The 23,615-nt window shown below is 47.7% G+C and carries 25 protein-coding genes and 1 pseudogene; 3 read left to right on the top strand and 23 right to left on the bottom strand.

What is annotated here, in order from left to right; translation table 11 throughout:
* Positions 1–9: 9 nt before the first annotated feature.
* From JXQ28_07045 to JXQ28_07010, 8 genes are all read right to left on the bottom strand, one after another.
* A complete protein-coding gene (locus tag JXQ28_07045; protein ID MBN2277485.1) occupies positions 10–714 on the bottom strand; it encodes a hypothetical protein in 705 nt (234 codons plus the stop codon).
* 121 nt (positions 715–835) lie between these two features.
* Positions 836–1,747 carry a hypothetical protein gene (locus JXQ28_07040; protein MBN2277484.1) on the bottom strand — a complete coding sequence of 304 codons (912 nt, stop codon included), beginning with the start codon at positions 1,745–1,747 and terminating at the stop codon, positions 836–838.
* Positions 1,740–2,417, bottom strand: a complete 678-nt coding sequence (locus JXQ28_07035; GenBank protein MBN2277483.1) for a hypothetical protein — start codon at positions 2,415–2,417, stop codon at positions 1,740–1,742. The genes JXQ28_07040 and JXQ28_07035 overlap by 8 nt, the downstream gene beginning before the upstream one ends.
* Positions 2,418–2,432: 15 nt before the next feature.
* Positions 2,433–3,602, bottom strand: a complete 1,170-nt coding sequence (locus tag JXQ28_07030) for a fibronectin type III domain-containing protein (protein MBN2277482.1) — start codon at positions 3,600–3,602, stop codon at positions 2,433–2,435.
* Positions 3,603–3,685: 83 nt separating this feature from the next.
* Positions 3,686–4,330 (bottom strand): hypothetical protein, encoded by a 645-nt coding sequence (locus JXQ28_07025; protein MBN2277481.1) that lies wholly within the window; start codon positions 4,328–4,330, stop codon positions 3,686–3,688.
* Positions 4,331–4,366: 36 nt separating this feature from the next.
* Complete coding sequence (locus tag JXQ28_07020) at positions 4,367–5,362, bottom strand: hypothetical protein (protein ID MBN2277480.1); 996 nt, start codon at positions 5,360–5,362, stop codon at positions 4,367–4,369.
* Positions 5,359–6,030, bottom strand: a complete 672-nt coding sequence (locus tag JXQ28_07015) for a hypothetical protein (protein ID MBN2277479.1) — start codon at positions 6,028–6,030, stop codon at positions 5,359–5,361. The genes JXQ28_07020 and JXQ28_07015 overlap by 4 nt, the downstream gene beginning before the upstream one ends.
* Positions 6,031–6,047: 17 nt before the next feature.
* On the bottom strand, positions 6,048–7,286 hold the full coding sequence (locus JXQ28_07010; GenBank protein ID MBN2277478.1) for a fibronectin type III domain-containing protein: 1,239 nt from the start codon (positions 7,284–7,286) through the stop codon (positions 6,048–6,050).
* A gap of 726 nt (positions 7,287–8,012) precedes the next feature.
* Here JXQ28_07010 and JXQ28_07005 point away from each other — a divergent pair.
* Positions 8,013–8,282, top strand: coding sequence for an RNA-binding protein (locus JXQ28_07005; GenBank protein ID MBN2277477.1), 270 nt, complete (start codon positions 8,013–8,015; stop codon positions 8,280–8,282).
* A gap of 288 nt (positions 8,283–8,570) precedes the next feature.
* Here the strand turns inward: JXQ28_07005 and JXQ28_07000 are convergent, their stop codons facing one another.
* The 3 genes from JXQ28_07000 to JXQ28_06990 form a co-directional block, all read right to left on the bottom strand.
* On the bottom strand, positions 8,571–10,424 hold the full coding sequence (locus JXQ28_07000; GenBank protein MBN2277476.1) for an aspartyl protease family protein: 1,854 nt from the start codon (positions 10,422–10,424) through the stop codon (positions 8,571–8,573).
* Between the two features lie 207 nt (positions 10,425–10,631).
* Entirely contained in the window at positions 10,632–11,456 is an 825-nt protein-coding gene (locus JXQ28_06995) for a hypothetical protein (protein MBN2277475.1), read from the bottom strand.
* Between the two features lie 160 nt (positions 11,457–11,616).
* Positions 11,617–12,441 carry an alpha/beta hydrolase gene (locus JXQ28_06990; GenBank protein ID MBN2277474.1) on the bottom strand — a complete coding sequence of 275 codons (825 nt, stop codon included), beginning with the start codon at positions 12,439–12,441 and terminating at the stop codon, positions 11,617–11,619.
* A 219-nt stretch (positions 12,442–12,660) separates the two neighbouring features.
* Between JXQ28_06990 and JXQ28_06985 the strand changes: the two genes are divergently transcribed.
* Positions 12,661–13,035 carry a hypothetical protein gene (locus tag JXQ28_06985; protein MBN2277473.1) on the top strand — a complete coding sequence of 125 codons (375 nt, stop codon included), beginning with the start codon at positions 12,661–12,663 and terminating at the stop codon, positions 13,033–13,035.
* A 68-nt stretch (positions 13,036–13,103) separates the two neighbouring features.
* Here the strand turns inward: JXQ28_06985 and JXQ28_06980 are convergent, their stop codons facing one another.
* The 10 genes and pseudogenes from JXQ28_06980 to JXQ28_06935 form a co-directional block, all read right to left on the bottom strand.
* Positions 13,104–14,375, bottom strand: coding sequence for a hypothetical protein (locus JXQ28_06980; GenBank protein MBN2277472.1), 1,272 nt, complete (start codon positions 14,373–14,375; stop codon positions 13,104–13,106).
* Between the two features lie 80 nt (positions 14,376–14,455).
* The gene (locus JXQ28_06975; GenBank protein ID MBN2277471.1) at positions 14,456–15,388 is read right to left on the bottom strand and encodes a nitroreductase family protein; all 933 of its coding nucleotides are present in this window, start codon (positions 15,386–15,388) and stop codon (positions 14,456–14,458) included.
* An 8-nt stretch (positions 15,389–15,396) separates the two neighbouring features.
* Positions 15,397–16,203 (bottom strand): class I SAM-dependent methyltransferase, encoded by an 807-nt coding sequence (locus tag JXQ28_06970; protein ID MBN2277470.1) that lies wholly within the window; start codon positions 16,201–16,203, stop codon positions 15,397–15,399.
* A gap of 118 nt (positions 16,204–16,321) precedes the next feature.
* Positions 16,322–16,762, bottom strand: coding sequence for a DUF2085 domain-containing protein (locus JXQ28_06965; GenBank protein ID MBN2277469.1), 441 nt, complete (start codon positions 16,760–16,762; stop codon positions 16,322–16,324).
* Positions 16,763–16,849: 87 nt separating this feature from the next.
* Positions 16,850–17,035, bottom strand: a complete 186-nt coding sequence (locus JXQ28_06960; protein ID MBN2277468.1) for a hypothetical protein — start codon at positions 17,033–17,035, stop codon at positions 16,850–16,852.
* 159 nt (positions 17,036–17,194) lie between these two features.
* Positions 17,195–17,668, bottom strand: coding sequence for a DUF4440 domain-containing protein (locus tag JXQ28_06955; protein ID MBN2277467.1), 474 nt, complete (start codon positions 17,666–17,668; stop codon positions 17,195–17,197).
* Positions 17,669–17,730: 62 nt separating this feature from the next.
* Positions 17,731–18,240, bottom strand: a complete 510-nt coding sequence (locus JXQ28_06950) for a DUF456 domain-containing protein (GenBank protein ID MBN2277466.1) — start codon at positions 18,238–18,240, stop codon at positions 17,731–17,733.
* 79 nt (positions 18,241–18,319) lie between these two features.
* Positions 18,320–19,204: a PhzF family phenazine biosynthesis protein gene (locus tag JXQ28_06945; GenBank protein MBN2277465.1), complete on the bottom strand. Its 885-nt coding sequence runs from the start codon at positions 19,202–19,204 to the stop codon at positions 18,320–18,322.
* Between the two features lie 18 nt (positions 19,205–19,222).
* A complete protein-coding gene (locus JXQ28_06940) occupies positions 19,223–19,771 on the bottom strand; it encodes a GNAT family N-acetyltransferase (GenBank protein MBN2277464.1) in 549 nt (182 codons plus the stop codon).
* Positions 19,768–20,691 (bottom strand): annotated as a pseudogene (locus JXQ28_06935) (DUF1028 domain-containing protein). Before JXQ28_06935 ends, JXQ28_06940 begins: the two are co-directional and overlap by 4 nt.
* Before the next feature lie 540 nt (positions 20,692–21,231).
* Here JXQ28_06935 and JXQ28_06930 point away from each other — a divergent pair.
* Complete coding sequence (locus JXQ28_06930; protein ID MBN2277463.1) at positions 21,232–21,846, top strand: hypothetical protein; 615 nt, start codon at positions 21,232–21,234, stop codon at positions 21,844–21,846.
* An 89-nt stretch (positions 21,847–21,935) separates the two neighbouring features.
* Here JXQ28_06930 and JXQ28_06925 read toward each other — a convergent pair whose 3' ends face one another.
* Together JXQ28_06925 and mscL are read right to left on the bottom strand one after the other, a co-directional pair.
* Positions 21,936–22,907 carry a hypothetical protein gene (locus JXQ28_06925; GenBank protein MBN2277462.1) on the bottom strand — a complete coding sequence of 324 codons (972 nt, stop codon included), beginning with the start codon at positions 22,905–22,907 and terminating at the stop codon, positions 21,936–21,938.
* 217 nt (positions 22,908–23,124) lie between these two features.
* Positions 23,125–23,586 carry a large-conductance mechanosensitive channel protein MscL gene (gene mscL, locus JXQ28_06920; GenBank protein ID MBN2277461.1) on the bottom strand — a complete coding sequence of 154 codons (462 nt, stop codon included), beginning with the start codon at positions 23,584–23,586 and terminating at the stop codon, positions 23,125–23,127.
* Positions 23,587–23,615: the final 29 nt, after the last annotated feature.

Raw genomic sequence — 23,615 nt, 5'->3', positions numbered from 1 at the left:
AATTAAAAACTAACTTATCAGTCCCAACCAATCCTTGAAGATAAAGGTAAGACGTCCCACCAGTAATGAGACCCGCCCCATGACTGTGTATCCGAATGATGCCCCGAAGGTAATCATCAAAATCCAGATGCCCGCTTTCGAGGCCCCGCCGAAGAAACCCTTATGCTCCTTCGAGAAAAAGAAATAAATCAAGCCACAGAAAACGCCGATGAAGATTACCCAGTTACTCAGTATCATCGTAAACTGACCGGTGGAAGCCAAAGAGAAGTCCGAGAAGAATGGCCCGACACCCTTCCAATCCACCAGAAGCGGCAAAAAGGTATTGCTTACCTGGCTGATAAAATCAGTCCTCAGATACCTTATCAGGTTTAACCCGGCTGTGGTCCCGACAATCCAGGCCAGCGGCCAGCGGGACACCCAGACCAGTTTGGCTGACAGCCGCATCAGCAACATTATCCCCAGAATAAGCGGAATAAAATAAGCCGGGTGAAAGCCTTTATACGGAACCCCAAATATGCTGGACAGATGGGGCGAGATATTGGGAAAAAGATTGCCGACAATCGTTGACCAGAAACCGACACACATCCAGTAAGCTGCCGATACACCCACAAACAGGTTCTCGGCGAATTTATAATAGGGATTGTCTTTGTATAAGAAGGAAAATATGGCCAGGGTCAGAAAGGCCGCAAAAGTAATCAGAAAACTGTCACGCATTGAAAACCAGAGCCCGGTTTCGGCCTCGTGAATCGCCATTCCTTTAATAGCCCAGCTCAACCCGAAAAGCACGATAACCGCCGCGAGTATAATAAGGGATATTGATTTTGCACGGTTCATATCAGCCGCGTTTCCTCCTCGAGATGAAGAACGAAATATTACCGATCACGATAAAGGCGATAATTATCAGATGCGCCAGGGTCTGCGGGCCCATCATCTTAATTCCCGGAGTCGGCGACGCTTTGAAACGGGGATAACGTCTCATCAACTCCGACTCATACTCCGCTGCTCCCTTGATACCGCCCAGCAGACCGAGCATCTGCCGGGGATAATATGGGTACAACAAAGGCGCCGAGACCGCTGCACAACCACCTGCAGTGGGAATATCGCCCGGGGCGCCGGCAAACAGAACCCATTCCTTGACGCCAGGATAACCGCCACCGATGGAAATCAGCAAATCCATATCCCTGAGAGATTTTATTCCATGGAAAATTGGTACCGAGTCGAGATTCACGCCCGAAACATCGGTTAAATACATTTTCCTTATATCCGTGATAATGACATTAAGAACGCCCGTTCCCCCGGCCTTATATCCTATATTGATGTAATCTACGCCGTTACGCTTCTCTGGAAATTCGGTTTTAATAATCGAATCGATGGCGGTCGCGGCCAGCGATTGCCCGGTGGCCCAGAGCGCCATGATGTACAGCTTATGGCCCTTGGTCAGGCAGTGCCGAATAAAGGCATTGGACATCGGATCCACTTCAGGGGCCATCGACGGCCCGTAATCGTACGACAATAGTACTTTTGATCCGGGCGGCAGACTGTCAATCTTGTTAAAAACATTCATGACAATCGGAGTGGCTTTTTCCGAAAAAGTAATATTGAACAGCAACGGGATTGAAACTGCCAGACCGACAAAAAGAAAAATAACCCGCCGTTCCACCTCCCGGCCTTTCAAAGATAGAATCAACAGCCAGAGCAAACCGGCTCCGATAACAATCAGGGATATAATCAAACCCAGGTTACTCATTATCGGACCCCAAATGTGTACGTTCCACTCCCAGTATCAATCTCAGCGACATCGAAACCACTCCCAGAGCGATACCGATCATGATGGCCCGCTGTCCGGCCAGGTTGGGCGAAGTCATAATCCAGATGGCCATCTCCGGAATTCGCAGAAGCGACAGGGAATCGGGAATCCAGCTGGTGGCATAAACTCCCAGAGGCGTCCGCCCCAGCAGGATTACGAATGACGCCACCAGCAAAATCGTGGCATCACGATTCTTGGCCCGGAAGGCCCGATACGATGCCGAGGCGACATAAAACGCCAGCAAAGCATACATGGTTGCCCCGAGCGGATTGAAAATCCAGTCATACATGATCTGGAACATCGAACCCGGGGCGGCCACATCGGCCGTAATTCCACCCGGGTTGAAAAGCTTGAACAGCCCGGCTATCAGCATCAGCCCGAAACCGGCAATCGTTACGATGGAAAATCCCCAATCGGGGCGGCGTTTGAATATTTTGTCTCCATGAACCCGAATAAGGTTGCCTCCGCCCAGGAAAAAGGCGAACACGGCAATAATATCGAAATAAAGAGAAAAATCCTCGCCCAGCGTCTCAATCGGTGGGAAAAAGACCGAGACAATAAGGACAACACCGACAATCAGCGTAATTAAAAGCGGGATTTGTCTCTTCAAACCTTCATTACCTCATCAATTCGAAATGGTAAAGAATCGTTGCATATACTCGGCCAGTTTAAAAAACAATGAACCGCCCCAGGCTTGCGAAATAGTCTCGCTCAGGACACCCAGAATGATAGCGGCCATGGCAACGGACTTGCCCACATCCTGACCTTTAAGGGAACCCAGTTGTTTGGGATCATTGGACAGGTAGGCCGAAGCGGCAAAAAGCTCCTCGCCAATCAGGGTATAATCGCAGGCGGCCACGAAAAATGGCAATTGAGCCGGCATGGCCGTCCCGCCGATCTGAATCGCCCCAATCGAATTACCCGTCTCAGCCAGAATCAGCGACTCGGCAAAGAAAGCGCCAAGATAAAAGCAGGTGGCCGGCTTTTCACGAACCATAATTCCATCGACCGCCGCCACATAACCGAACTGCTCATCGGTAATATAGCGAACCATGTCGTCATTATATGCATCCGGACGACCGACGGCCGCATAAGCATCTCGTATGGTTTCACGCGCGGTAGTCATGACAATCGACCGCGACACCGGCATATTAATCTTTATATCGTACTCGGCCACCACCTTGGCCACCCGCGCGAGAATGGTGATCCCGGCAATTGTCTGGACATCATCCATATCATTAATGCCGGGGACAAACAGAATTGGACGGCCCATTTCGGTAGCCCGGCCAATAGCTTCATCGACCGCCTCAAGACCGGCAATTTTGCGAATAAATAATTTTTTCCCGCGCTTGGCATGGGCGATAAAAAATATCACCGAACCGCAGACTATGAAACCGATGATAAACAGGTTAAGAAGATTCCAGTTGATTATCTCGGTATTCGGAATCACCGGATCGGCCTCAATGAATGCCGATGCTCCGGCTTCCAACGTGGTGGCGATTTTATAGGTATAGACATCGCCCGATTTTACATCCTTATCAACAAAAGTTCCGAAACCGGGTGGAACCGAGGCAATTAAAATAAATTTCCCGTCTCCGCCATGCGACCGGTAAATATCATAGCCGGTCACCCGTCCCGAGCCATCATCATTTACCGACAATTTCCAGCTCAAATCCACGGCCTCGCCGCGATCGTACTCGTGATCCAGAGCCATGAATTCCGAAACCGGAACCGGAAGCTGAACCTGCATGGCCGTATCGACAACCGATGAATCCGTTCCCTGGGCATTAATCATCCCGGTCGCCAGAAAAAAGATAATTGTGAATAATGGAATTATATTGCTGTGAGGCCTATGAAATTTAACGTAATAATCCATCACTATTGAATCATTCCCAGCCAATCCCCGAAGATGAAATCCATACGCCCGATCAGAAGCGACATACGGCTCATAACCGTATAACCGAACGAGGCCCCGAAGGTAATCATAATGACCCAGATACCGACCTTGGCCATCCCTCCAAAAGCACCTTTATGCTCCTTCGAGAAAAAGAAATAAACCAGGCCGGTGAAAGTCCCCACCACCACAACTATATTGCCGACAATTTGCTCGAATGATGCCGAGAACATCGGTTGACCGTAACTGGAGCTGAAGAAGGGAAGAATCGAATTTTGAACCTGAGCCATGACATTCGATGAGAAATAGTTCATCAGGTAGAAACCCGAAATGGATCCGACCACAAACGACAAAGGCCAGCGGGAAATCCACCCGATCTTGGGAATTAATCGCAACAACATCATAAAACCCAGGACGGCGCCGACCAGAAGCATATAGTCGCCATGCTCGCTTATCCCGATATATAACTTGCCATACAGGTTATCCCAGAAAGATATGACAAACCAGTAACCAGCCGATATCCCCACAAAAATCGCTTCACTCACCTTGTACCAGGGATTGTCCTTGTATAAAAAGGATATAATCCCCAGAGTGAAAAACGCCGCCAGCCAGGTTCCAAAAATTTCCATATCTATATCCTCAAGCGGTCCGGTTATTTTGACCGCCTATTGCTTCTTCTTCGTTTCCTGTTTCCGACCCATGAAATAGGCCACATTGCCAATGATAATAAAGGCAATCACGATAACATGTGAAAACGACTGCGATACCATGAATTTGGTGCCTTTGCCGAGAACACCGGTTACCTTCTCGAACTCGGCGGCCCCGTTGAGCCCGCCCAGTAGACCGGTCAACTGGCCGGCTCGCAGATAAGGATAAACCTGAGGCGCCTGAACAGCAGTATTACCCGCTCCCAGTTTAACCCCGTAACGATCCACTGCGACCTGAACCCATTCAATTGTTCCGGGATATCCGGCCGAAAGGTTAAATGAAAAATCAATATTGTTGAAATTTGTAATATTTCTTACCAGCGGTAAGGAATCATAAGGCGTCCCATAGTAATCGGTCGAAAACATACTGCGGAAGGATCCGCCCATACGCTGAATGACAAACTCATTGCCGGTCTGAAACCCAAGATTGACATAATCGATACCATAGCGGATGTTTCTTGAAGCCATCTCGGGACGATCAAGTATTTTCTGAATAGCCAGTTCAGCCTGCTGCGGGCCCTGAGGCCAAAGACCCATGACAATGACCTTTAAATCTCTTCGAAAACAAAGTAGAAAAAACGATTCCGCCATCGGTTGCAGTTCCGGAGCTGAGGGCGGGTCATAATCCAGCGAAACCAGGACTTTTGAACCGGGTTGCAATGCCATGACAGCATTGTACAACTCCTCAACCTCCGGCGACAGTTTGATATCCTGCCGAATGGACATGAAAAACGGCAGGACCACGGCAATTCCTACAAATAAAAACACCGTTCTCCGGCCAAATACCTGGCCGCGGATAGTCTTTATCAAAATATAAAGGAGAACCAGTCCGATAATGCCGATCAGAATCAATGATACGGTCGGCGAAAAAACCACTGGTTCGGTGATGACAAAATAAAATACCAGGGCCAGTATCAGTACGCCAAGGTATACTATCAGATCCTGTTTCATCATTCACCCCCCAGATGAGCCCGTTCGATACCGAGAATAACTCGAAGCGAGGTCGAGACTATTCCCAGGGCAATCCCGATCATAATCGCCCGCTGACCGGCGGCATTGATATAATTCATAATCCAGGTGGCGATTTTGGATGGCAGAACGGCATCCGGAATCGGCAGACTTATCAGTCCGGCCACCTTGGTTACCAGAGCATCACCCACCGGTACCCGCCCGATCATGACAAAGAAAGCCGCTACCAGCAGAAGCGATGCCTCCAAATTCCTGGCCCGGAAAGCTCGGTACGAGGCCGAAGCCACAAAAAAGGCCAGAAGTGCAAACATCGTGGCCGACAAGGGTGTGTAAATGAATCGGTAAAGCCAGTCAAAATTGGTTCCAAGGTCCCGGAAATCCCGACCGCCGCCGAAGCCAATTACGACAATAAGTGCAAATGAAAGAATAATGATAATCGAATAACCCCAGTCCCTTCTTTTTTTGTATACCTTATCAAATGAAATTCTCATCAGGTTGAGAGCCCCCAGCCAGATGGCACAGGCTCCGATAATCGAAAACCAGTCGGAAAACCATCCATTCAAATTATTAAAGGGATAATGAGGAATAAAATACTGGATAACATAGACAAACCCGACCACCGCGGTAATAATTAACGGAATCTCACGACGCATATCGGAATCCTTCTTCCCTATTCACCAATAACCCTGAAAAAGCCGGAAAACTGGAATAATCCGAACGTCTCCAGGACAACACCAACAATGATCGATACCAGAATGGCCGCTTTGGCCAAATCCTGACCTTTAAGCGAACCCAGAAGGCGCGGTTCACGCGAAAGATAGGCCGAAGCCGCGAAAAGTTCCTCACCGATCAGGGTATAATCGCACGAGGCCACAAAAAACGGCAACTGCGAGGGCTGACCGGTACCGGCAATCTGGATCGCCCCGATTGAATTTCCGGTTTCTGCCATAATCAGCGACTCGGCGAAAAACGCCCCCATATAAAAAATCGCCGCCGGTCTTTCACGGACAATCATTCCGTCGATAGCGGCGGCATATCCAAACTGGTCATCAGTCAGATAATGAACCTGATCTTCGTTATAGGCATCCGGTCGACCGGCTTTACTGTATGCTTCCTTGACAATTTCCTTGGCGGTTACCATTACCAGCGAACGACAGGTTGGAACCTCGATCCATGTTTCATATTCCGCCGCAATCTGGGCCACTCGACCCAGAATGGTAATCCCCGCAATCGTCTGGACATTATCCATATCATTGATTCCGGGGACATAAAGAATCTTCCGGCCCATTTCCGTAGCCCGGCCAACTGCTTCATCAACCGATTCCAGACCGGCGATTTTCCGGACATAAAGGTTGCGTCCGGATTTTGCCATCTGGATATATATGAATATGGCCAAACAGACAAACAGCGTTCCGACAAAGACATTTATTCGCTCGAAATTGAACCACTGGGCTGATGATTTCACCGGTCCGACTATATCCGAATCGGCCGACACGCTCCACAGCAGCCGGCCATCTTCCTTCTTTTCATTAACCGCCGCGACTTTATAATAGTATTCGACTTTGTCTTCGGTGGCATTGTCAATAAACTGCCCGGTCCCGGATGATACATCGCCAAGATTCTCGAATTTGCCCCGTGGGTCAGTCCCTCTCAGGATTACATATCTAACCACTTTGCCGCCCTTATAATCGTCAATAGACAGACTCCAATGGATTCTGATGGCTCCCCCCTCATCATTGGGATTGTCACGGACTTCCACATTTTTAACGATCACAGGCGTAACATCGGGGGGAACAACGGATATTGTATCATTCGCGGTAAATGCGGAATCAGATGATTCCTGGGCCAGAGTAAGGCCATGACTGAACAAGAAAATAAAAAAACCGACAAAAACGATTTTTAGATTCAAAGCGGTACTCTCTCTTATCCCAAAAAAAAATCACAGACCCATTGAACGCCTGTGAGATCTCTCGTCGTTTACATCATGAAGCCACATTATATTGAATCATATTATCATTATCAAGCACAACGTTCATCCGCTGCAATCCAAGTTAATGAATGAATCTAACCATAGTAATTAGCAATGTCAAGCCAAAAATGCCCGCCCGGATTTCAAACCATTATGCCCTGATCATGATTGAAACTCATAAAATAAATAAAATACATTCAATAATTCGATATGTAATCCCCCAAAAAAACCACCGGAATATTTCATCATCTCTCCGGGAATAGTAATAAAAAAACAGCCCCCCATCATCAGGCCCATCTTTATTTAATTACCACACTTTCAGCATCGTCAGGTCAGGCGGAAGAAAACGATTATATCGCCTTGTACCCGAGTTTTCCCAGGCAACCATTCAGGAAGGTTAAACATTTCATATTATATTGTTCAACAAAGACTTATAGCAAGACGTGTTTTGATCATAAGGGTCTCAGCCAAAGTATCTTTATTTCCCGTATCAGTAATAAAAGACCAATCAGAGCTTGACAGATGGGACTTAATTGGTTAGAATAAAATCGTGTTTAACCAAGGTGTCTTTGCAGAAATGTTTCCTTTAAAAAGCCAGTAAGATATATTCGCTCTTATTTCAGGAGACATTTCAAGCAAAAGAAGTTACCAAATCAGGAGTATACCATGCAAGGTAGCAAACTTTATGTCGGCAACCTCAATTATGGTGTGACGGCCGAGCAGTTGCAGGAATTGTTCGCCGCCTACGGTGAGGTGAAAAGTATCAACGTTATCGAAGGTAAAGGCTTTGGTTTCGTTGAAATGTCGACACCCGAAGAAGCCGAGAAGGCCAAAGCGGAACTGGAAGGAACCGATTTTAAAGGTCGGACGTTGAGAGTCGATGAAGCTCGTCCGAAAAGGAATGATCGGGGTCCCAGAAGAGATACGCGGAGATAATAGTCCGGGATCTTGTACCGGCCGTGATTTTGCTGAGACTTGTTTGGATTCGATACTCGTACTGCTGATTTCCGGGTAACTTTAACTGTTCTTTTCTGGCAGTCCATCCAGCAGCAGAATCCTTGATGGATTCCGGAATTATATTATTCCGGTGAATTTATCAAATTCAGTTCGGTTGGAATCTATTGAACCGGGTCTATGGTTATGCCCGCGTACTAAAACTTCAGCCGAGCGGGATTATTAATCGCAATCATTTCCTTGGCGGTTATATCCAACAGAACCTGCCACCTAATAAAGATTTTTCAGCCGGATTTTTAGTTCCCGCTCCTTGCCGTCACGCATTATTCCCACATTATATTCGGTACCCTCGGCGGCTTTGAATAAATCATGAAGTGCCTGGAGATTTTTCAGATATTCCACTTTCAGCTTATTCACAGACAAGATGATATCTCCGACCTGGAATTCCGCCTTTTGACCGGGTGTCCCCGGTGAAATAAAATGAACCACAGGACGACCATTTTCCCGCCAGATTTGCAGGCCGCTCTTATCCTCAGGAAATTCCCGGCCGAAATCTTTCCCTCTTTCCACTATCATTTTCTGATTCTTATAATCAAGATAAAGAATGAAATTCCGCATTATGGAATTGCCCAGATTGCCGGTCATCTCACCGGATCGAAAGGCCCCTTCCATCTCATTCATGGGAATATCGATCAGTGGTTTTAAAATCCTGAATCCGGCCAATTCCAGATACTCGAATTGAACCGTCCGCTCCCGAAACTCCCCGCCGGCTCCAAGGCCGACACGATCCACTCCCCGGCCTTCCTGCAAATTGTGTTCGCGGGCATAAGGGTAATGAAAACTTATGGTCGAGGCCCCCAGATCGACATTCCAATCCCCATCGTAGCGGCCATCCACGGTTATGGGAATATGGAAATCATTGCCATGAAGGGGCGCATCCAGAATCACCCCGGGGCCGTCATATTCGAAATGATCGGGATCATAAAAGGTCAGCATTTCTCCGGCATAGTCGACCCGCGTAATAAATCGCGACAGAAAATCATATCCCAGAATTCCGACCACATCAATATCAAAATGATCGAAAATTTCTCCCAGATCAAGAGCGGCCACTTGCTGCGGTTCGAATTCAATATCTCCCAGGCGATATGACGGCAGAGTTGCAAAAGAAAAATCGACGGTATTCCCGGCTCCCGAGCCCTTCATACTTCCCTCCAAATCCACCCCGATTTCTCGAGCGTAGCGGCTTGAGATAACCGACATCTGCGCCCCGGTATCAAGAATCCATATTCTTTCACGACCGTTAATATTGACCATTAAATAAATATGGTTTTCAATATATTCAAACGGGATATCAGCCGATGCTCCCCCGGATAAAAAGCGATAATCCCGAACATCCTCACCGGGCGGATCGAACAGAGCCGGGTCAATTTCAATATCGGACCGATATTCGGTAATCTGGACCTTTATTTCCTGCCCGACCGGTTGAATATTCATCTCCTGGCAAAACGGAATCAAAAGCCCATCGACAAAACGATAATCCGAGAATTTCGTAATGACTTTTTCGTCGGGCGTGATACTGACCGATTTGCTTTTAATAAAATCATCGACAGGATAATACTCGATCAGAGTGTCATTATTAACGCTGTTCGTGATTCGGATAACATAACAGGTCTTTCCGTCAATGGCTTCGCTTCCCATAAAAAACAAATCAAAAATATTGGACCCGGGATCGAGAAAATCGAATTCATTCATCAGACGCGAAATCTCCCGTCTTTTCAGAGTCGCTTTATCCTTGTTTATGGTTACTTTACCATTGGTATCTAACTCCCAGCTGAAACGGCCATTATCCCCGGTTGTCTTTCTGAGAACCTGCAGATCCAGCTCCGTCCGTTCCCGATCCGGACGCCCGGTCCAGTTTTTCAGAGTTCCTGCCAGCCCGGGCATGGTAAAGGTGGCTTCGAAGTAACTGGTTTGTTCGCCTTTCAGCCGTTCCAGTCCACCGATAGCCTGAACATATCGCCCCATTATTTGATAAGGATCCGAAAGAGGGGTCGTATTATCCCCGATAGCCACATTGAACGGAATAATCAGGCCAAGACATAATCCGATGATAATGTTCTTCATAATGACGTCTCCATGAATCATTGTGCATTCCCCCGACCGGCAATTACATCTATTTCATTCTCACTGGCCGGGCCATAAATCCTATCCGCCAATATAATGTTATGACGTATTTCAAGCTATAAAGATTCATGGAACAAAACGCAGGCATAAAAAAACCGGGGTCGATGACCCCGGCTCAATTTCAACTTCGAGTTTTACGGAATGAAATTATTTGTAAATTTCCGTAAGGCGTTTGCTGATATCACGATGTTCGATATCATCGGTCGGTTTCAATGGCGAAGGCCAGGCATCACCCGTACCGACATAAATATCGAACCAGTCGCTGGCGTAACTGATAATCGCACCCCTGACATATTCACCGGTAATATTGCCGGATGAGGCATCGGGGGTCGGTCCGTTAATGGCCACAATATTGAATTCAAAATAACCGTTATACTCGGTTTCCGTACCGGCAAGAGTAAAGAATGTGTCACTGGTTGCATAATAGGCATCATGACTATCATGGGTGCCGTTGGAATCATAGCTGTAATAATAGTCAACCAGATACCATTCGGCATTGTCCACCGGGTGCCAGTCGATTTCAATCGGATCTTCGGCATCAATAGTATCATAAGGAGAACTGGATGCCCAGCCGATAACCTCAGGCACGTCATCTTCGCAATCCAGAAGGCTGACCGTACAGGACGATTTTCCGCCTGAAGTGTATATTTCAATCGTGACATCATCACCGGATTCCAGAGAGCCCTGGTCTTCTTCATAATGGGCCTGGCCCATCATAAGGCCTTCGCCATAGCCGATCTGAATTTCGGCTTTTTCATCCTCGATCAGGATTGAATCAATATCGGGTTCCAATCCTTCAATATCAAAAATGTAACTGTAGAAATATAAATATCCCTCACACAGCGCGGTCTGGCCGAACATCATAGCCACCTGCTTGCTGCCGACCGGATCGTCGTCATCATCACCGCAGCCGACAAACGTAAAAGTCGTCAGCAGGAGAAGACTCGACGCGAGAATCAATAGCTTCCTCACTTTACCTCCTGTTGTTTGCAGATAATAATCTACCTTGATTATTAATGTTTTTATATTCTTTTCGGCCGAATTAAACGAAATTTTAAATTTTTACACAAGATTAAAAATTAAAAAATCACCCCGCTTTTATTTTGAATTTGTAAAATGATAAAATCCCGTTTTACTTAATCTGATATGTTTTTTCAAGAAAGTCGCTTATTCCGGATACATACATATCCTTATCCAGCAGGAAGCCGCCGTTATGATCACCATAAATTTCCGGAAACATCTTCGGCTCCGGCGTCTTTTCATATATCTTCTGCCCGTGTTTAAACGGTATCAGATCATCATCCGGGCTGTGAATTACCAGAACCGGGCAGGATATGTTTTCCACATACCGAGCTGTTTCATAGCGAAACCGGCTTAAAAGCCGAACCGGTAAATAGGGGTACATATCCGCGCCCATATCGAGAATCGAGGTGAAAGCCGATTCCAGAATCAGTGCCTTCGGTTTAATTCGCGAAGCCAGATTGGCCGCCACTGCACCACCCAGTGAACGTCCGTGAATAATGATCTGCTCCGGAAGAAATCCTTTTTCCCGGATCAGGAAATCCCAGGCCGCTTCGGCATCAAGATAGGTCCCCACCTCCGATGGTTCGCCGCCGCTTTGGCCATAACCGCGATAATCGAATATCAGGCAGTCTAAACCCATCTCATGAAAGATTTCCAGCGTTTGCAGGCGATGCGATATATTACCCCCATTGCCGTGGCAGAACAAGATCACCGGTGATAATTCCCTGGAGTGAATAAACCAGCCCATCAACTCCACCCCGTCTCGAGTCTTGAAGGTAATATCCTCGTACACAAGCCCCGCCGTCTCCGGGGTTGATTCGATTTCACGGGAAGGAAAATACACAAACCGCGCCTGGAACGCCATCAGAAGAACGGCCATGATGATATACAACAACAGCCCGACCAGAAGCAGACCGCCGAAAATCCAGAAAATCTTACCGGTCAAAATATACATCGTCAATCCCATTCATAACCCATCGGGGATACGGAATACAGGAGCAAACCTTGCATTATACGGTATCGCGAAATTTATGCAAGACCAAAGGATTAAATTTGTCATAGATTACATACAATCCTGAGTCCTGGGAAGCGTGGCGAAAGGCTATTGACAAAATCCCAAAAAGAGCGATATTAAAAGAGGAAGGAGTTGTCTATGAATCTAAAACTGGAGATCGAGGATCCGGTAGGGCATCTCGTCCAATGGATGGAGAAGGCGGGAAATCCGCCGTTCAGCCAGATGAGCCTCGAGGACAAGGATCCGGCATTAAGCGAACTGCATCCGGATCAGATTCTGAATCCGAAAAATTTCGACCGGAACAGGAAATACCTGCCGATATGGTACCCGGGGAGCCCGGAGGAATTCGACAAAGAGATAAGGGCAGCGGTGAACGAAGTGTACAGAACCATGAGAGAGGATCTGAACCTTCCCCACGACGACCAAGAACTGTTGAACGTGATAGCCCTATCTTTACTGGATATGTTTCAGAATATCCAGGACGAGCGGGCTCAAAACATCCAAGACAAATAGTCGTAACAAAGAATGCCATTGCGGCCGGCCTGCCAGATATATCCAAAGTAATGGCCTCGATCCGTCATTCACTCCCCGGCCACCATACCGCCCCATTCCGTCACGGTAAAATTGGTTCTCTCGAATGGCGGTATTTCCGGTTTCTCCAATTGCACCATCTTCGAAACCGGTTCGAATATCAGCCACAGGCGAAGAATATTATCCGGTCCGGGAGTTACCTCCAGCGGGCAGATATGATCGACCGCTTCATTAAATAGCGGGTAAACCGCGAAATAATCCGCCGCTGGAAGATTGACCGTCCAGTATTCGACAAAATCACTGATTTCTTTTTCATTAAATCCGCAGTTTATCAAAAGACTGTCATAAAAGGCGGGTAAATCACCGGACGCCAGACACCAGCCTTCCTCCGGTTTGTCATAGCTGACCTCGGCCTCATAAAAGAGAAATCCCTCGGTTCCGGGTATGGAGCCGTCGGGATAAGCAGTCACCCGCCACCCATCGCTGTAATCCGGAAGCGAGGCGGTGATATACCCGTTGGGATTAATCCGGACACTCACTTCGCTTTCCTTCTCCGGATACAGGTAAATATTCGGCTTGCGCACTACTCCATCCGGGGTTACCGTAATTTCATTACTGATCCGGCGCGATTCCGCTCCGAGCGTGTATGGTAAACCGCCCAGCGTGAATCCGATCCCGAAATTAAAAGAATGATCATCGGGAAAGGTCCATTTATCATATGAGAAATATAAATATGGGTGGAAAATGTCGATCAGACAGGCCAGACGAGCCGAAAGCGAATAAATCTCATAATCATGATTAAGCCAGTCTTCATCATAACGGCCATGCAGGTAACGAAAATCATAACCGATTCCCAGTTTATCCAGCCGGTGCAGAGCACCAATACCGCCATACAGGGGACTGCTTATTTGATTAAGACAATCCCGGTTCAAATCGGAAAAAATACCGGCATATACCTGAAAATCACCATACCTAACCCCCCCGTTGATATCCAGGCAGGGATCAAACCCTAACTCTTCGTCCGCAAACGGTGTTGACAATGTCACGCTGGAAAACAGGTATGATTTTTCAAGCGTCAATCCCATCGAGGCCATATTGATTCTGCGATAACTGGTTCGGATTTCATTGATACCATCAAAGTCATTAGTTGATTCTTCCACTCTGTAATACTCATATTTGGAATTCGATGAAGTTATGTTTGCCCGGATATCCAGAAATGGCGCGGCATTATCAAAAATCCAGAGTGGTTCCGAAAATGACGCGGTGCCTATCATCGAAACCAGAATCAATGCCGGAATTGCTAAACGGAATAATCTCAACATGATTCCCTCCCGAATCAAATTTTATCTATCCAAATTCCATGACGAAATAGCGAACCCAAACATTCATTAAAAATCAGTATTTATTTCGATCGGATATTGAATTTTTTAAACCAGTTAAAACCAAACTCCTCGATAATCCGCACGAATTCCTCATTATCGGCCGTCATTTCATCAGCGCAGTAATGCAAACCGAAATATATCTGGGCGGGCCGGATACAGCCATTTTCCCGGATCCGGGCCAGACATTTTTCCGCGAATTTCTCGCCATGAACCCTCCGGCACACCTCGGCCATCCTCGTCATCCGTTCCTCGGTGATTTCCCATTTCCAGGTCGGATATTTTGTGTCGAAGGCTCTCCGTAGTTCTTCATCGTCCGGGTCACGATATTTTTCGTCATGCACGATCATATCTATCCCCAGTTTCCGGGCCCGTTGCGGACGCACCTTGGGATAACCAAGACAAAGCAAAACCACCGGGAAAACCATTTCAGGGAGCCTGCATATTTTCTTAAGATCCCGGAAACACTCCAGCACCGTCCCGATATAAACCGAACCCAGCCCCATCGCATCGGCGGCGGTGACAATATTCTGGGCCGTGATAATAACATCCTGGAATGAAATCCAGAACTGCCGGAACTGTTCGGCCGCCGTAAATGGCGCCATTTCCAGCTCGGCCCACCGGTTCAGACGGTGCAGGTCGATACAGAATAGCAGGTTGCTCGAAGCTGAGGCGATCCATGGCTGATCTCCACAGAGTGATGCCAGTTTTGCCCTTGTCTCCGGTCGGTCGATTTTAATGATGGAATAGGGCTGAAGATTGCCCCCGGTCGGGGCATGAATTCCGGCTTCAAGAATTTGGTTCATGACCTTATCATCAATCGGACGATCCTCAAAGGCCCGGCAACTGGATCGTTCACATAAAAGTCGCATGGTTTCATTGGGATACTTCTGGTTACTATGTCCCGATGATTCCCGTGACGAATTATGACCGCAGCATTTTTCATTATCGGACATATCGCATATCACTCCTTCCGACATATCAGCAAACAGCTTAGAGGCAGTTTACCGTTATCCAGAAGATGCTCGAATTCACTGGATATATCATGGGCATATTCGTTGAATTCGGTAATCGTAATACCATTTCTGATTATGGCATTCATTATTTTGTAAAGTGGTTGGGTAAAATTATACATCGTTTTGGAGCTATACCTCGATTTCCCGATATAATCGATCCCGGTGTTTTCCACCCATGGCTCCTCCCGAAAATAGGAGTGTACCAACCGGGCCGGTTCGGCCTTATCGAATTCCTTGTCTCCCTGTAATGCCAGCATGTAAACCAGCGGATGCTGTTCGTAGATAACCAGAAATCCGCCGCTTTTTAGCATCCCGGCCACCACCGTAAAGAATCTCTCAAGGTCCGGCATCCAGGGAAGCGCGCCGATGGAAATATAAATCAGGTCGAAGGCGGCGTTATATTCCGGTCCGATATCATAAATATCGGTTCGGACAAAATGGCCATTCAAACCGGAAATTTCAGCCAGTTCGCATGCTTCGGCTATGGCCTCATCGGAAATATCGAATCCGACTCCCGAAACCGCTCCCAGGTTAAGCATCGACAGCAATTCCCGTCCGTTGTTGCAGCAAACCTGCGCCACATTTTTGTCCGCAATCCCGAGTTCTTTGAATTTCAAGGTTACAATATCATCGAGAGTGGAAAAACCTTTTTTCCTGAAAGCCTCCTTCAGGTCAACCCGGCGGGCTTTCCGATGAATTGGAGTGACTTCATTCCAGGCCTCACGATTAGCTTCAGTGTATTTCTTAATATCCAAATCATCATCCTTTCGCTCTATTTCGATGGGAATATAGTGTCAATTGAAAAAAAAGAAAGACTTGTCTTGCGGACTTTAAAAAGTAATTATCAAAATCGGAATATAATCGATATCGGATTTATGGTCGTTTCCGCACGGCTTGTTCGTACCGCCGTATAAGTTCTTCCAGCCGGCCGCTTCGATTCAGGATAACAGCCACCCCGAATTCCAGCAAGAAGATATAGAGGATCAGGTTGATTCCGGCAAAAACAGAAATATCCAGAATTATTCGGATGATCAAACCCAGCGCCAACCCCATCAAAATCCCCGTCATCAGGCGTCTGAAGTTGTTGCTGCGGGAGCGATTCAACTCATGAAAAGTGAAATCGAAAACAGCCGGAAGCGGCAGTAGAACGGCCGCCATCAGAATCCCTAAAGCTTCCATCGGTTCCCGTGGCAAACTCCAGATCAAAATCATGACAATCCCGATTAGAATACCGAAACAGCGGACACATATTCTGACCCGGCCAACCCTGAAAGTGCGGTCATAGTCGCAGGGCGGGTGATGCGAAACGAGCATACTCCACCGAATGGGACCTTGTTCGGAATGGTTCCCGCGGCAATGAAAACTATTTGTCAAATTATTTACTATCTGGAAAATGAAAGCCTATTTCATTTCCTCTGCCTTGGCCGGGCTGAAATTGTCGCCCTGGCAAATCGGGCATTTTTTCTTTTTCAGCCAGTAGTACGGCAGATAAAAAATTCCGCACAGAAAAATAAACACCAGCCAGTTGAAGTCTTTCTTGGGGACGACATTGCGTTTGCAAAGGTTGCACCACATGGGACTGGACATAGCACCTCTCCTTATTCTATCAAGTGTATTTTCCCTGTGCTCTCATTGTGTAAATAAATATTATCCGAATCGGATAAATATAACACGTATTTAATAGATTATTCCTGCAAAAGCAAATTGTTTCTTTTCCGGGAACATTAAACAGGATGTTAACGGTAATTAATTTCCGTTTTTAACCGGAGCCTGACCCTGGGTCCCCGAATCAAAAATGAATTTCCATGAACCATCGGCCTGCTTTTTCCATATGGTTACATAATTACCGGAACCTGTTTTAACGTTACCCGATGTATCCGTCATGGACATCTCCCAGTTGCCGATTGTATATCCCATATCGCCTGATCCGGCCATCTCGGCCATAATTGGTTCCCATTTCAGGACAGCTCCGGCCGGATAATTATCAAAACTCCTGTTAATGGCTTCCCGCCCGATTATCGGAGCCGATCCGCCGCGCAACATGACGGCGCTATCATCCATATAAGCATCAAAGGCATACGCCGTCCCTCGTTCAACCGACAGGGAAGAAAAGTCCCGGTCAGCCTGAAGTATCTTTTCTTTTTCCACGGAAATATTCATATTATGACCGCACCCCGTTATAATTGTTAAAAACACCACCAGACATAATAACCTGTTCATGGTATCTCTCCTGTTTTTATATAATTCAATATCTTGCCGACTATTGGAATACCGTGGAAAAACTAAAAAATCGCCAGCCAGACGAAGGCCGCTATCATCCCGATCGCAATTACGACTTTGATCAATCCCCCGGCCAGAAAACCGATAAAACTCCCCAACCCCGCCTTCAATGCCACGTCGGCATCCTTGCCGATCATTATCTCGAATAGAAAAGCCCCGGCGAAGGATCCGATTATCATTCCCAGAAGAACCATCGCCCCCAGCATGACACTGACCGCGATTCCCGCTATGGTACCTATAAAGGCTCCGATCATACCGATTATCGATCCGCCCATTTTCTTCACGCCCAGCGTGGTCGTTACCCAGTCCAGGAACAACGTCACGAGCGTTAAAATCCCGAATATCAGTAGAGCATCGCGGTTGATTGTCGCGAAATCGGTGAGCAGGGCATAGATAAAAATGGCGCCGAAAATAATTGGTACCCCCGGGATAAGCGGCAGAATTGTACCTACCAGTCCGATCAGCATGATTATCAGTGCCAGAATAAAATAAATGATTTCATACCAGGGCATTGATTACCTCGTACACCCCTATTTATAATTTCGCAGGACCGGCTGTGTCTCTGAATTATCATGATATTAATCAGGAATTTCAAACCAGTTCCCCTCGTGCCACCATATATACCCGGCCGCCAACCCGAACATCAATACCATTCTCATAGATTTCTGCCTTCAGGTTCAAAAGCGACGGCCGCTTGATTTCGAATCCCTGTTCGACCTTGATATTAATCGCATTCGACCCGAAATAACCGTGTTTTACCAGATACCCGGCCAGACAACCGTTGGCGCTTCCGGTGGCCGGATCCTCAGGAATTCCATGAAAATCGACAAACACCCGGACATGCAACTGGTTTTTGGATGATTCCGTTTCCGGAGCGAATACCAAAATCGCATTGGCCTCGGTATCTTTCACGATCTCGCCGAAAACATCAAGATTCATCCGGGCCCGTTTAACGGCCTCCATCTTTTTTAAAGGAACGATGAAAAAAGGGACCCCGGTTGAGACTTCTTCAACCGGAAAATTTTCGTCCAGATCGGATTTCCTCAATCTCAGGGCATCAGCCATTCGCGATACATTAATGGTCTTTCCGAAAATCGGGTTTTTTTGCTTCATCCACAGCATATCCGCTCGACCATCGTCATAATTGATAGTCACCGGAATCTGCCCGACCTTCAGATTCAGGTTCACTCTCTCAACTGCCCGACCGATTATTTCCCTCTGGATGATAAAGGCTGTCCCCAGGGTGGGATGACCGGCAAAGGGCATCTCATGTTCGGGAGTGAAGATTCGGACATTATATCCGCCTTCCGATTCTTTCTCGGAAGTAATAAAGGTCGTTTCCGAATAATGCATCTCGCGGGCGATATCCTGCATTTCCCGATCCGAAAGCATGGCCACATTGCGGAATACGGCCAGCTGATTTCCGGAATAGCGGTTTTCAGCGAAAACATCGACAATATAAAAAGTCGGCCGCATATTTCAATTACCCTTTGTTCATTTATAATCATCTTTCAGTATGGCATAGATTTTCATATCATGAAAGGCCTCCTCCTTCATTAAATCCTGCCTTAACAAGCCTTCATACTTCATTCCGATCTTTTCCATCACCCGACCTGAGGCCGGATTAACAATCATAAATCGTGCGAATATGCGGTTCAATCCCAGAGACTCAAATCCAAAGGCAACCACCGCCCGACCCGCCTCGGTGCAATAGCCATTACCCCAGTATGGATGACCGATCCAGTATCCCAGTTCAGCCTTTCTGTGGATTCCTGCAATTTGCAACCCCATGGCTCCAAGAAGTTGATGGTTTTCGCGCAGGACAATGGCGAAATTGACCAGCTTTCCCTGTTTATATTCCTCGGCATGAGTCTCGATCCATTTCTCGGCCATACCATCTTCGTACGGATGGGGAATACTATGCATCGTCGCGGCAATAGCCGGATCCCCCGCCAGTTTTTGCACCATCGGAGCATCATTTAGCGTAAATGGCCGAAGTGCCAAACGGGTGGTTAAAAGTCCGGGGCGTTCCTCAGGATTCATTTTTCACCTGTCTGAATCATCATTTGGAATTCCGGATCATCATGTAATCCCTTAAGGTCCTCATCGTTTTGGGCTTGACCTGCAAGTTTCGGATTAAGTTCCAGGGCTTTTTTCAAAGCCGCCAGAGCCCCGGCCCGGTTACCCGTCGCCAGCCTGATACAGGCCAGATCGTAATGAACTTCGCCATATTCCGGGGCCAATTCGGCCGCCCGTTCCATCGGTTCCAGAGCTTTTTGATATTCTTTCCTCGTGAATAATGTCCAGGCATCATTCCAGGCATAATTCATCTGGGCGATATTCAAAAGTCGCCCTAATTCCGCTAATGGTTTGGGATGATCATCGACGCGAATATCAATGGCACGATCGGTATAACCACCGTATCCGGCCCCTTCCCTGACCACCAGCATAGCCGCCGACTGCTTGCCGCGTGAATCACCTCCCCTCGACTCCCCGACCAACAGAGTCGCGAAAAGGCGACCGGCGAGATCTCCCGGTACTTCGAGAAAGGCCTTTTCCATCGCAGCGACAACTTCTTTGCCGGCCAGGATATTACCCTGGATGGCATAATTGGGCCCGTTGCGGCCACCCGCCCAGGCCAGACATTCATCTCCGGTGTATGTTACCGAGTTCCCATCAGTCGCAACTATGCCGATCTGGCGTCTTTCCGGATTATCATCATCCTGCAACAACCGTTCCAGGGCCTCTTGCGGACTTAAACCCTCGCTTAACAACTCCAGACCCCGCCAGCCAAAGGTTGTGTTGGCATAAGATTGTGTTGCCACCGCCCCGACTCCGGCCCGGGCTCAGGGAACAACACTCCCGACCGCGAAAAATTTCGAGGCAACCGCTATTCCAAGTTCACCTGTCACCGAATCACGAGCGACAATAGAAAAAGTGGCCACCGGTTCGTCTCCCGGCATGACCGGCGCCTCGGCCGACAGGGCCGCAACAGCCAGTATCATCATGCCGGCCATCATTATAAATGAACCCTGAAACGATAAACGGCTACTCCTGAACCTGGTGTAATACTCCATAATTATATCTCCCGGATTTCAAACAAAGAATCTCCCGAATAGATACTATCGCGACCGAAAGAATTCAAGTAAAATTTACTCCCTGGTAGAGCTTTAAATAAAGGACGGCGGTGTATCATTGTGCCATGTCTTGTAACGAACATAATGCACCAACATTTTTAACTCATTGTCATAATTAACTTGCATCAATGTTTGAAGAACATATATTGCGGGAAAATAACGTAAACATGGGCGAAATGCGGGTTCTAACTGCTTTATTCCTGATGGGAACAGGATTAAAAGGCCCGAAACCGATTCCGCCGAGCAGAGGATTTTAAGGAGACTTGAAAGCCTATCGAGGGTAGTTAACGATTTTGGGTTGAAGTGGTCGGAACAGGGGACGTTCCGATCGGTGTGATGTTAACAATCGTTACTATGGGGGTTTTGATGGCTTTCGCATCAGGACGCGATAGCGTCATTCTGCACGTTTTTATCCTCACCGCCGTATTTTTCCTGTCAACCTGTCTTCAGGTCGTTCATGCCTCGTATAAGCCGACCCTGATTATCAGCGGCAACTCCGTGACCTTTCACTGGACCGCTCCCGGTGATGACATGAATAAAGGTCAGGCCTACCTGTACGATATCCGTATCTCGACCAATCCGGTCGGCAATGATATCGATTCCTGGTGGAACCGGGCCGATACCGTCTGTTGTGAACCCCGGCCGGAACCGGCCGGGACTCATGAAAGTTTTACTATCTCCGGGCTGGATAGCGGTCAGGTTTACCTGATTGCTCTGAAAACCGCCGACGAAGTTATGAACTGGTCGGCCATTTCGAATATCTATTATACCAGCTTCAGTTCATGTGCTGATATCAATGATGATAGTGTTGTCAATGTTTTGGATATCGTTTATCTTACCAGATATCTCTATTTGAGCGGCCCATCGCCCGTCATTTTCGAAAATGCCGACATTAATAACGATGGACATCTTAATATTCTGGATATCAACTATCTGGCTATGTACTTATACGGAAACGGCCCGGACCCTAATTGCCTTTAAAAGGGCACGGCGCCGCCGGTCCTTTATCCGGTCAGGCCGGGCCAACAGAAAGATCTCACCCCAAGCCCTGCGAGCGGGAAGGCCGCTGCTTATTTATGATAATTAAACAGAGGCGTTACCTTAAACGGGGCCGAATTATTGTGGGCGATATTGATTAGACCTATCTGGAGGCCCTTTAAATTTCGGGCAATATTCACTATCGCAATCGAGACTCCGGCCATTTCTGTTCCGGCATGACAGTATGGCGCAATTTTAAAACCTTTCAATTCATCGGCCTTGATTCCCAGCCCGGCAATCGTGCCGCCTCTAATTAAATCTCCTCCCACCACACCGCCGGCCAGAACCAGACCGCTGATCTCATCACCCCCGACCGCCAAACCACCGACAAATAAACCTGTCATCTTGTCACCGCCGACTCCCAGACCCCCGATAAACATACCGTTCAACCTGTCTCCACCAACTCCCAGACCGCCGATCGCGGCTCCGGTAATATTATCGGAACCGACCCCAAGACCGCCGATCGCCACTCCGATCAGTTTATCCGCCCCGACACCAAGTCCCCCTATGGCCAGACCGGTCATTCTGTCACTACCAACACCCAATCCGCCGAGGGCCAGACCGGTGAAATCGTCAGCCCCGACTCCCAGACCTCCAAGAGCGACCCCGGTCACTCGGTCCCCGCCGATGCCGATTCCTCCGACGGCGACCCCGGTGAAATCATCCGCTCCGACCCCGATCGGTCCGACCGCCAGTCCGCAGCCTTGATCGCAGGCCACTCCGATACCGCCGATAGTAACACCATTGAGCCGCCGGGCATCAGGAGCGATAAGACCGACTGCCAGACCGTTCATGACGAAATCCGGATTTTTCCCGGGGACCCAGAGAGTCAAGTTTAATCCGTTAACAGCTTCGACATGCTTATCGACCACATTGATTCTAAGTCCGTTCAGGCGCGGCGAGTTGCCGAAACTGATACCGCAATCCTTGACCATCAGCCCCACCGAAGCGGCCTGAACCGTACTGCAGTACAATATCAGGAAAAGTAAGATGGTTTTTTTCAAAGCAATTGCCCTCCGCCATCTATGGTTGTGATATATTGAAATAGACTCATTTTTTTATATAAAAGTTTCATTTATCGTCGGGCTTTTGATCGCCCTTTCGTTTTTCAGAGGACTCACAAAAAAAATATCGGGCATGTTTCCACACCCGACACTTTCCACTATATAGTATTTAATGCCGTAAATCGAATATTACCGATTAATTTAAAGGTCGCTTTTCTTACCCTTCTGTTACACCCAGATCGGCGGTGCAGTGGGCGCAACGCTTGGCCTTGATCGGAATCGTTGAAAGACAGAAAGGACATTCCTTGGTGGTCGGGGCCTCGGGTGGTTTTTCCTCATGCCGTTTCAGTTTATTGATACTCCTGATAATCATGAATACCGCGAAAGCCACAATCAGGAAACTAATAACCGTATTAATGAAAGCTCCATAGTTGATGCTTACTGCGCCGGAGGCCTGGGCGTCGGCCAGGGCCAGGTAAGGTCCCGGCGTGGCTCCCTGCTTGAGAACAATAAACAGGTTGGAAAAATCAACATTGCCGAGTAACAGACCGATCGGCGGCATAATGACATCGGCTACCAGTGATTTAACAATGGTACCGAAAGCGGCGCCGATAATTATACCGACGGCCATATCCACGACATTGCCCCGCATGGCAAATTCCTTGAATTCCTTGAACACTATCAATCCTCCTTCCGGATTTATCGACT

This window comes from Candidatus Zixiibacteriota bacterium (assembly GCA_016933955.1).
Taxonomy (GTDB): Bacteria; Zixibacteria; MSB-5A5; order GN15; family PGXB01; genus JAFGTT01.
This window is presented reverse-complemented; position numbering and strand designations above follow the sequence as displayed.

Coding starts and splice junctions, on each gene's coding strand:
- JXQ28_06930 (MBN2277463.1), top strand. CDS start 21,232: ATGGCTTTCGCATCAGGACGCGATAGCGTCATTCTGCACGTTTTTATC.
- JXQ28_06985 (MBN2277473.1), top strand. CDS start 12,661: ATGAATCTAAAACTGGAGATCGAGGATCCGGTAGGGCATCTCGTCCAA.
- JXQ28_06955 (MBN2277467.1), bottom strand. CDS start 17,668: ATGAACAGGTTATTATGTCTGGTGGTGTTTTTAACAATTATAACGGGG.
- JXQ28_06965 (MBN2277469.1), bottom strand. CDS start 16,762: ATGCTCGTTTCGCATCACCCGCCCTGCGACTATGACCGCACTTTCAGG.
- JXQ28_07045 (MBN2277485.1), bottom strand. CDS start 714: ATGCGTGACAGTTTTCTGATTACTTTTGCGGCCTTTCTGACCCTGGCC.
- JXQ28_07000 (MBN2277476.1), bottom strand. CDS start 10,424: ATGAAGAACATTATCATCGGATTATGTCTTGGCCTGATTATTCCGTTC.
- JXQ28_06940 (MBN2277464.1), bottom strand. CDS start 19,771: ATGAATCCTGAGGAACGCCCCGGACTTTTAACCACCCGTTTGGCACTT.
- JXQ28_06945 (MBN2277465.1), bottom strand. CDS start 19,204: ATGCGGCCGACTTTTTATATTGTCGATGTTTTCGCTGAAAACCGCTAT.
- JXQ28_06980 (MBN2277472.1), bottom strand. CDS start 14,375: ATGTTGAGATTATTCCGTTTAGCAATTCCGGCATTGATTCTGGTTTCG.
- JXQ28_07025 (MBN2277481.1), bottom strand. CDS start 4,330: ATGGAAATTTTTGGAACCTGGCTGGCGGCGTTTTTCACTCTGGGGATT.
- JXQ28_06975 (MBN2277471.1), bottom strand. CDS start 15,388: ATGTCCGATAATGAAAAATGCTGCGGTCATAATTCGTCACGGGAATCA.
- JXQ28_07040 (MBN2277484.1), bottom strand. CDS start 1,747: ATGAGTAACCTGGGTTTGATTATATCCCTGATTGTTATCGGAGCCGGT.
- JXQ28_06950 (MBN2277466.1), bottom strand. CDS start 18,240: ATGCCCTGGTATGAAATCATTTATTTTATTCTGGCACTGATAATCATG.
- JXQ28_07015 (MBN2277479.1), bottom strand. CDS start 6,030: ATGCGTCGTGAGATTCCGTTAATTATTACCGCGGTGGTCGGGTTTGTC.
- JXQ28_07030 (MBN2277482.1), bottom strand. CDS start 3,602: ATGATTAATGCCCAGGGAACGGATTCATCGGTTGTCGATACGGCCATG.
- JXQ28_07020 (MBN2277480.1), bottom strand. CDS start 5,362: ATGATGAAACAGGATCTGATAGTATACCTTGGCGTACTGATACTGGCC.
- JXQ28_07005 (MBN2277477.1), top strand. CDS start 8,013: ATGCAAGGTAGCAAACTTTATGTCGGCAACCTCAATTATGGTGTGACG.
- JXQ28_06960 (MBN2277468.1), bottom strand. CDS start 17,035: ATGTCCAGTCCCATGTGGTGCAACCTTTGCAAACGCAATGTCGTCCCC.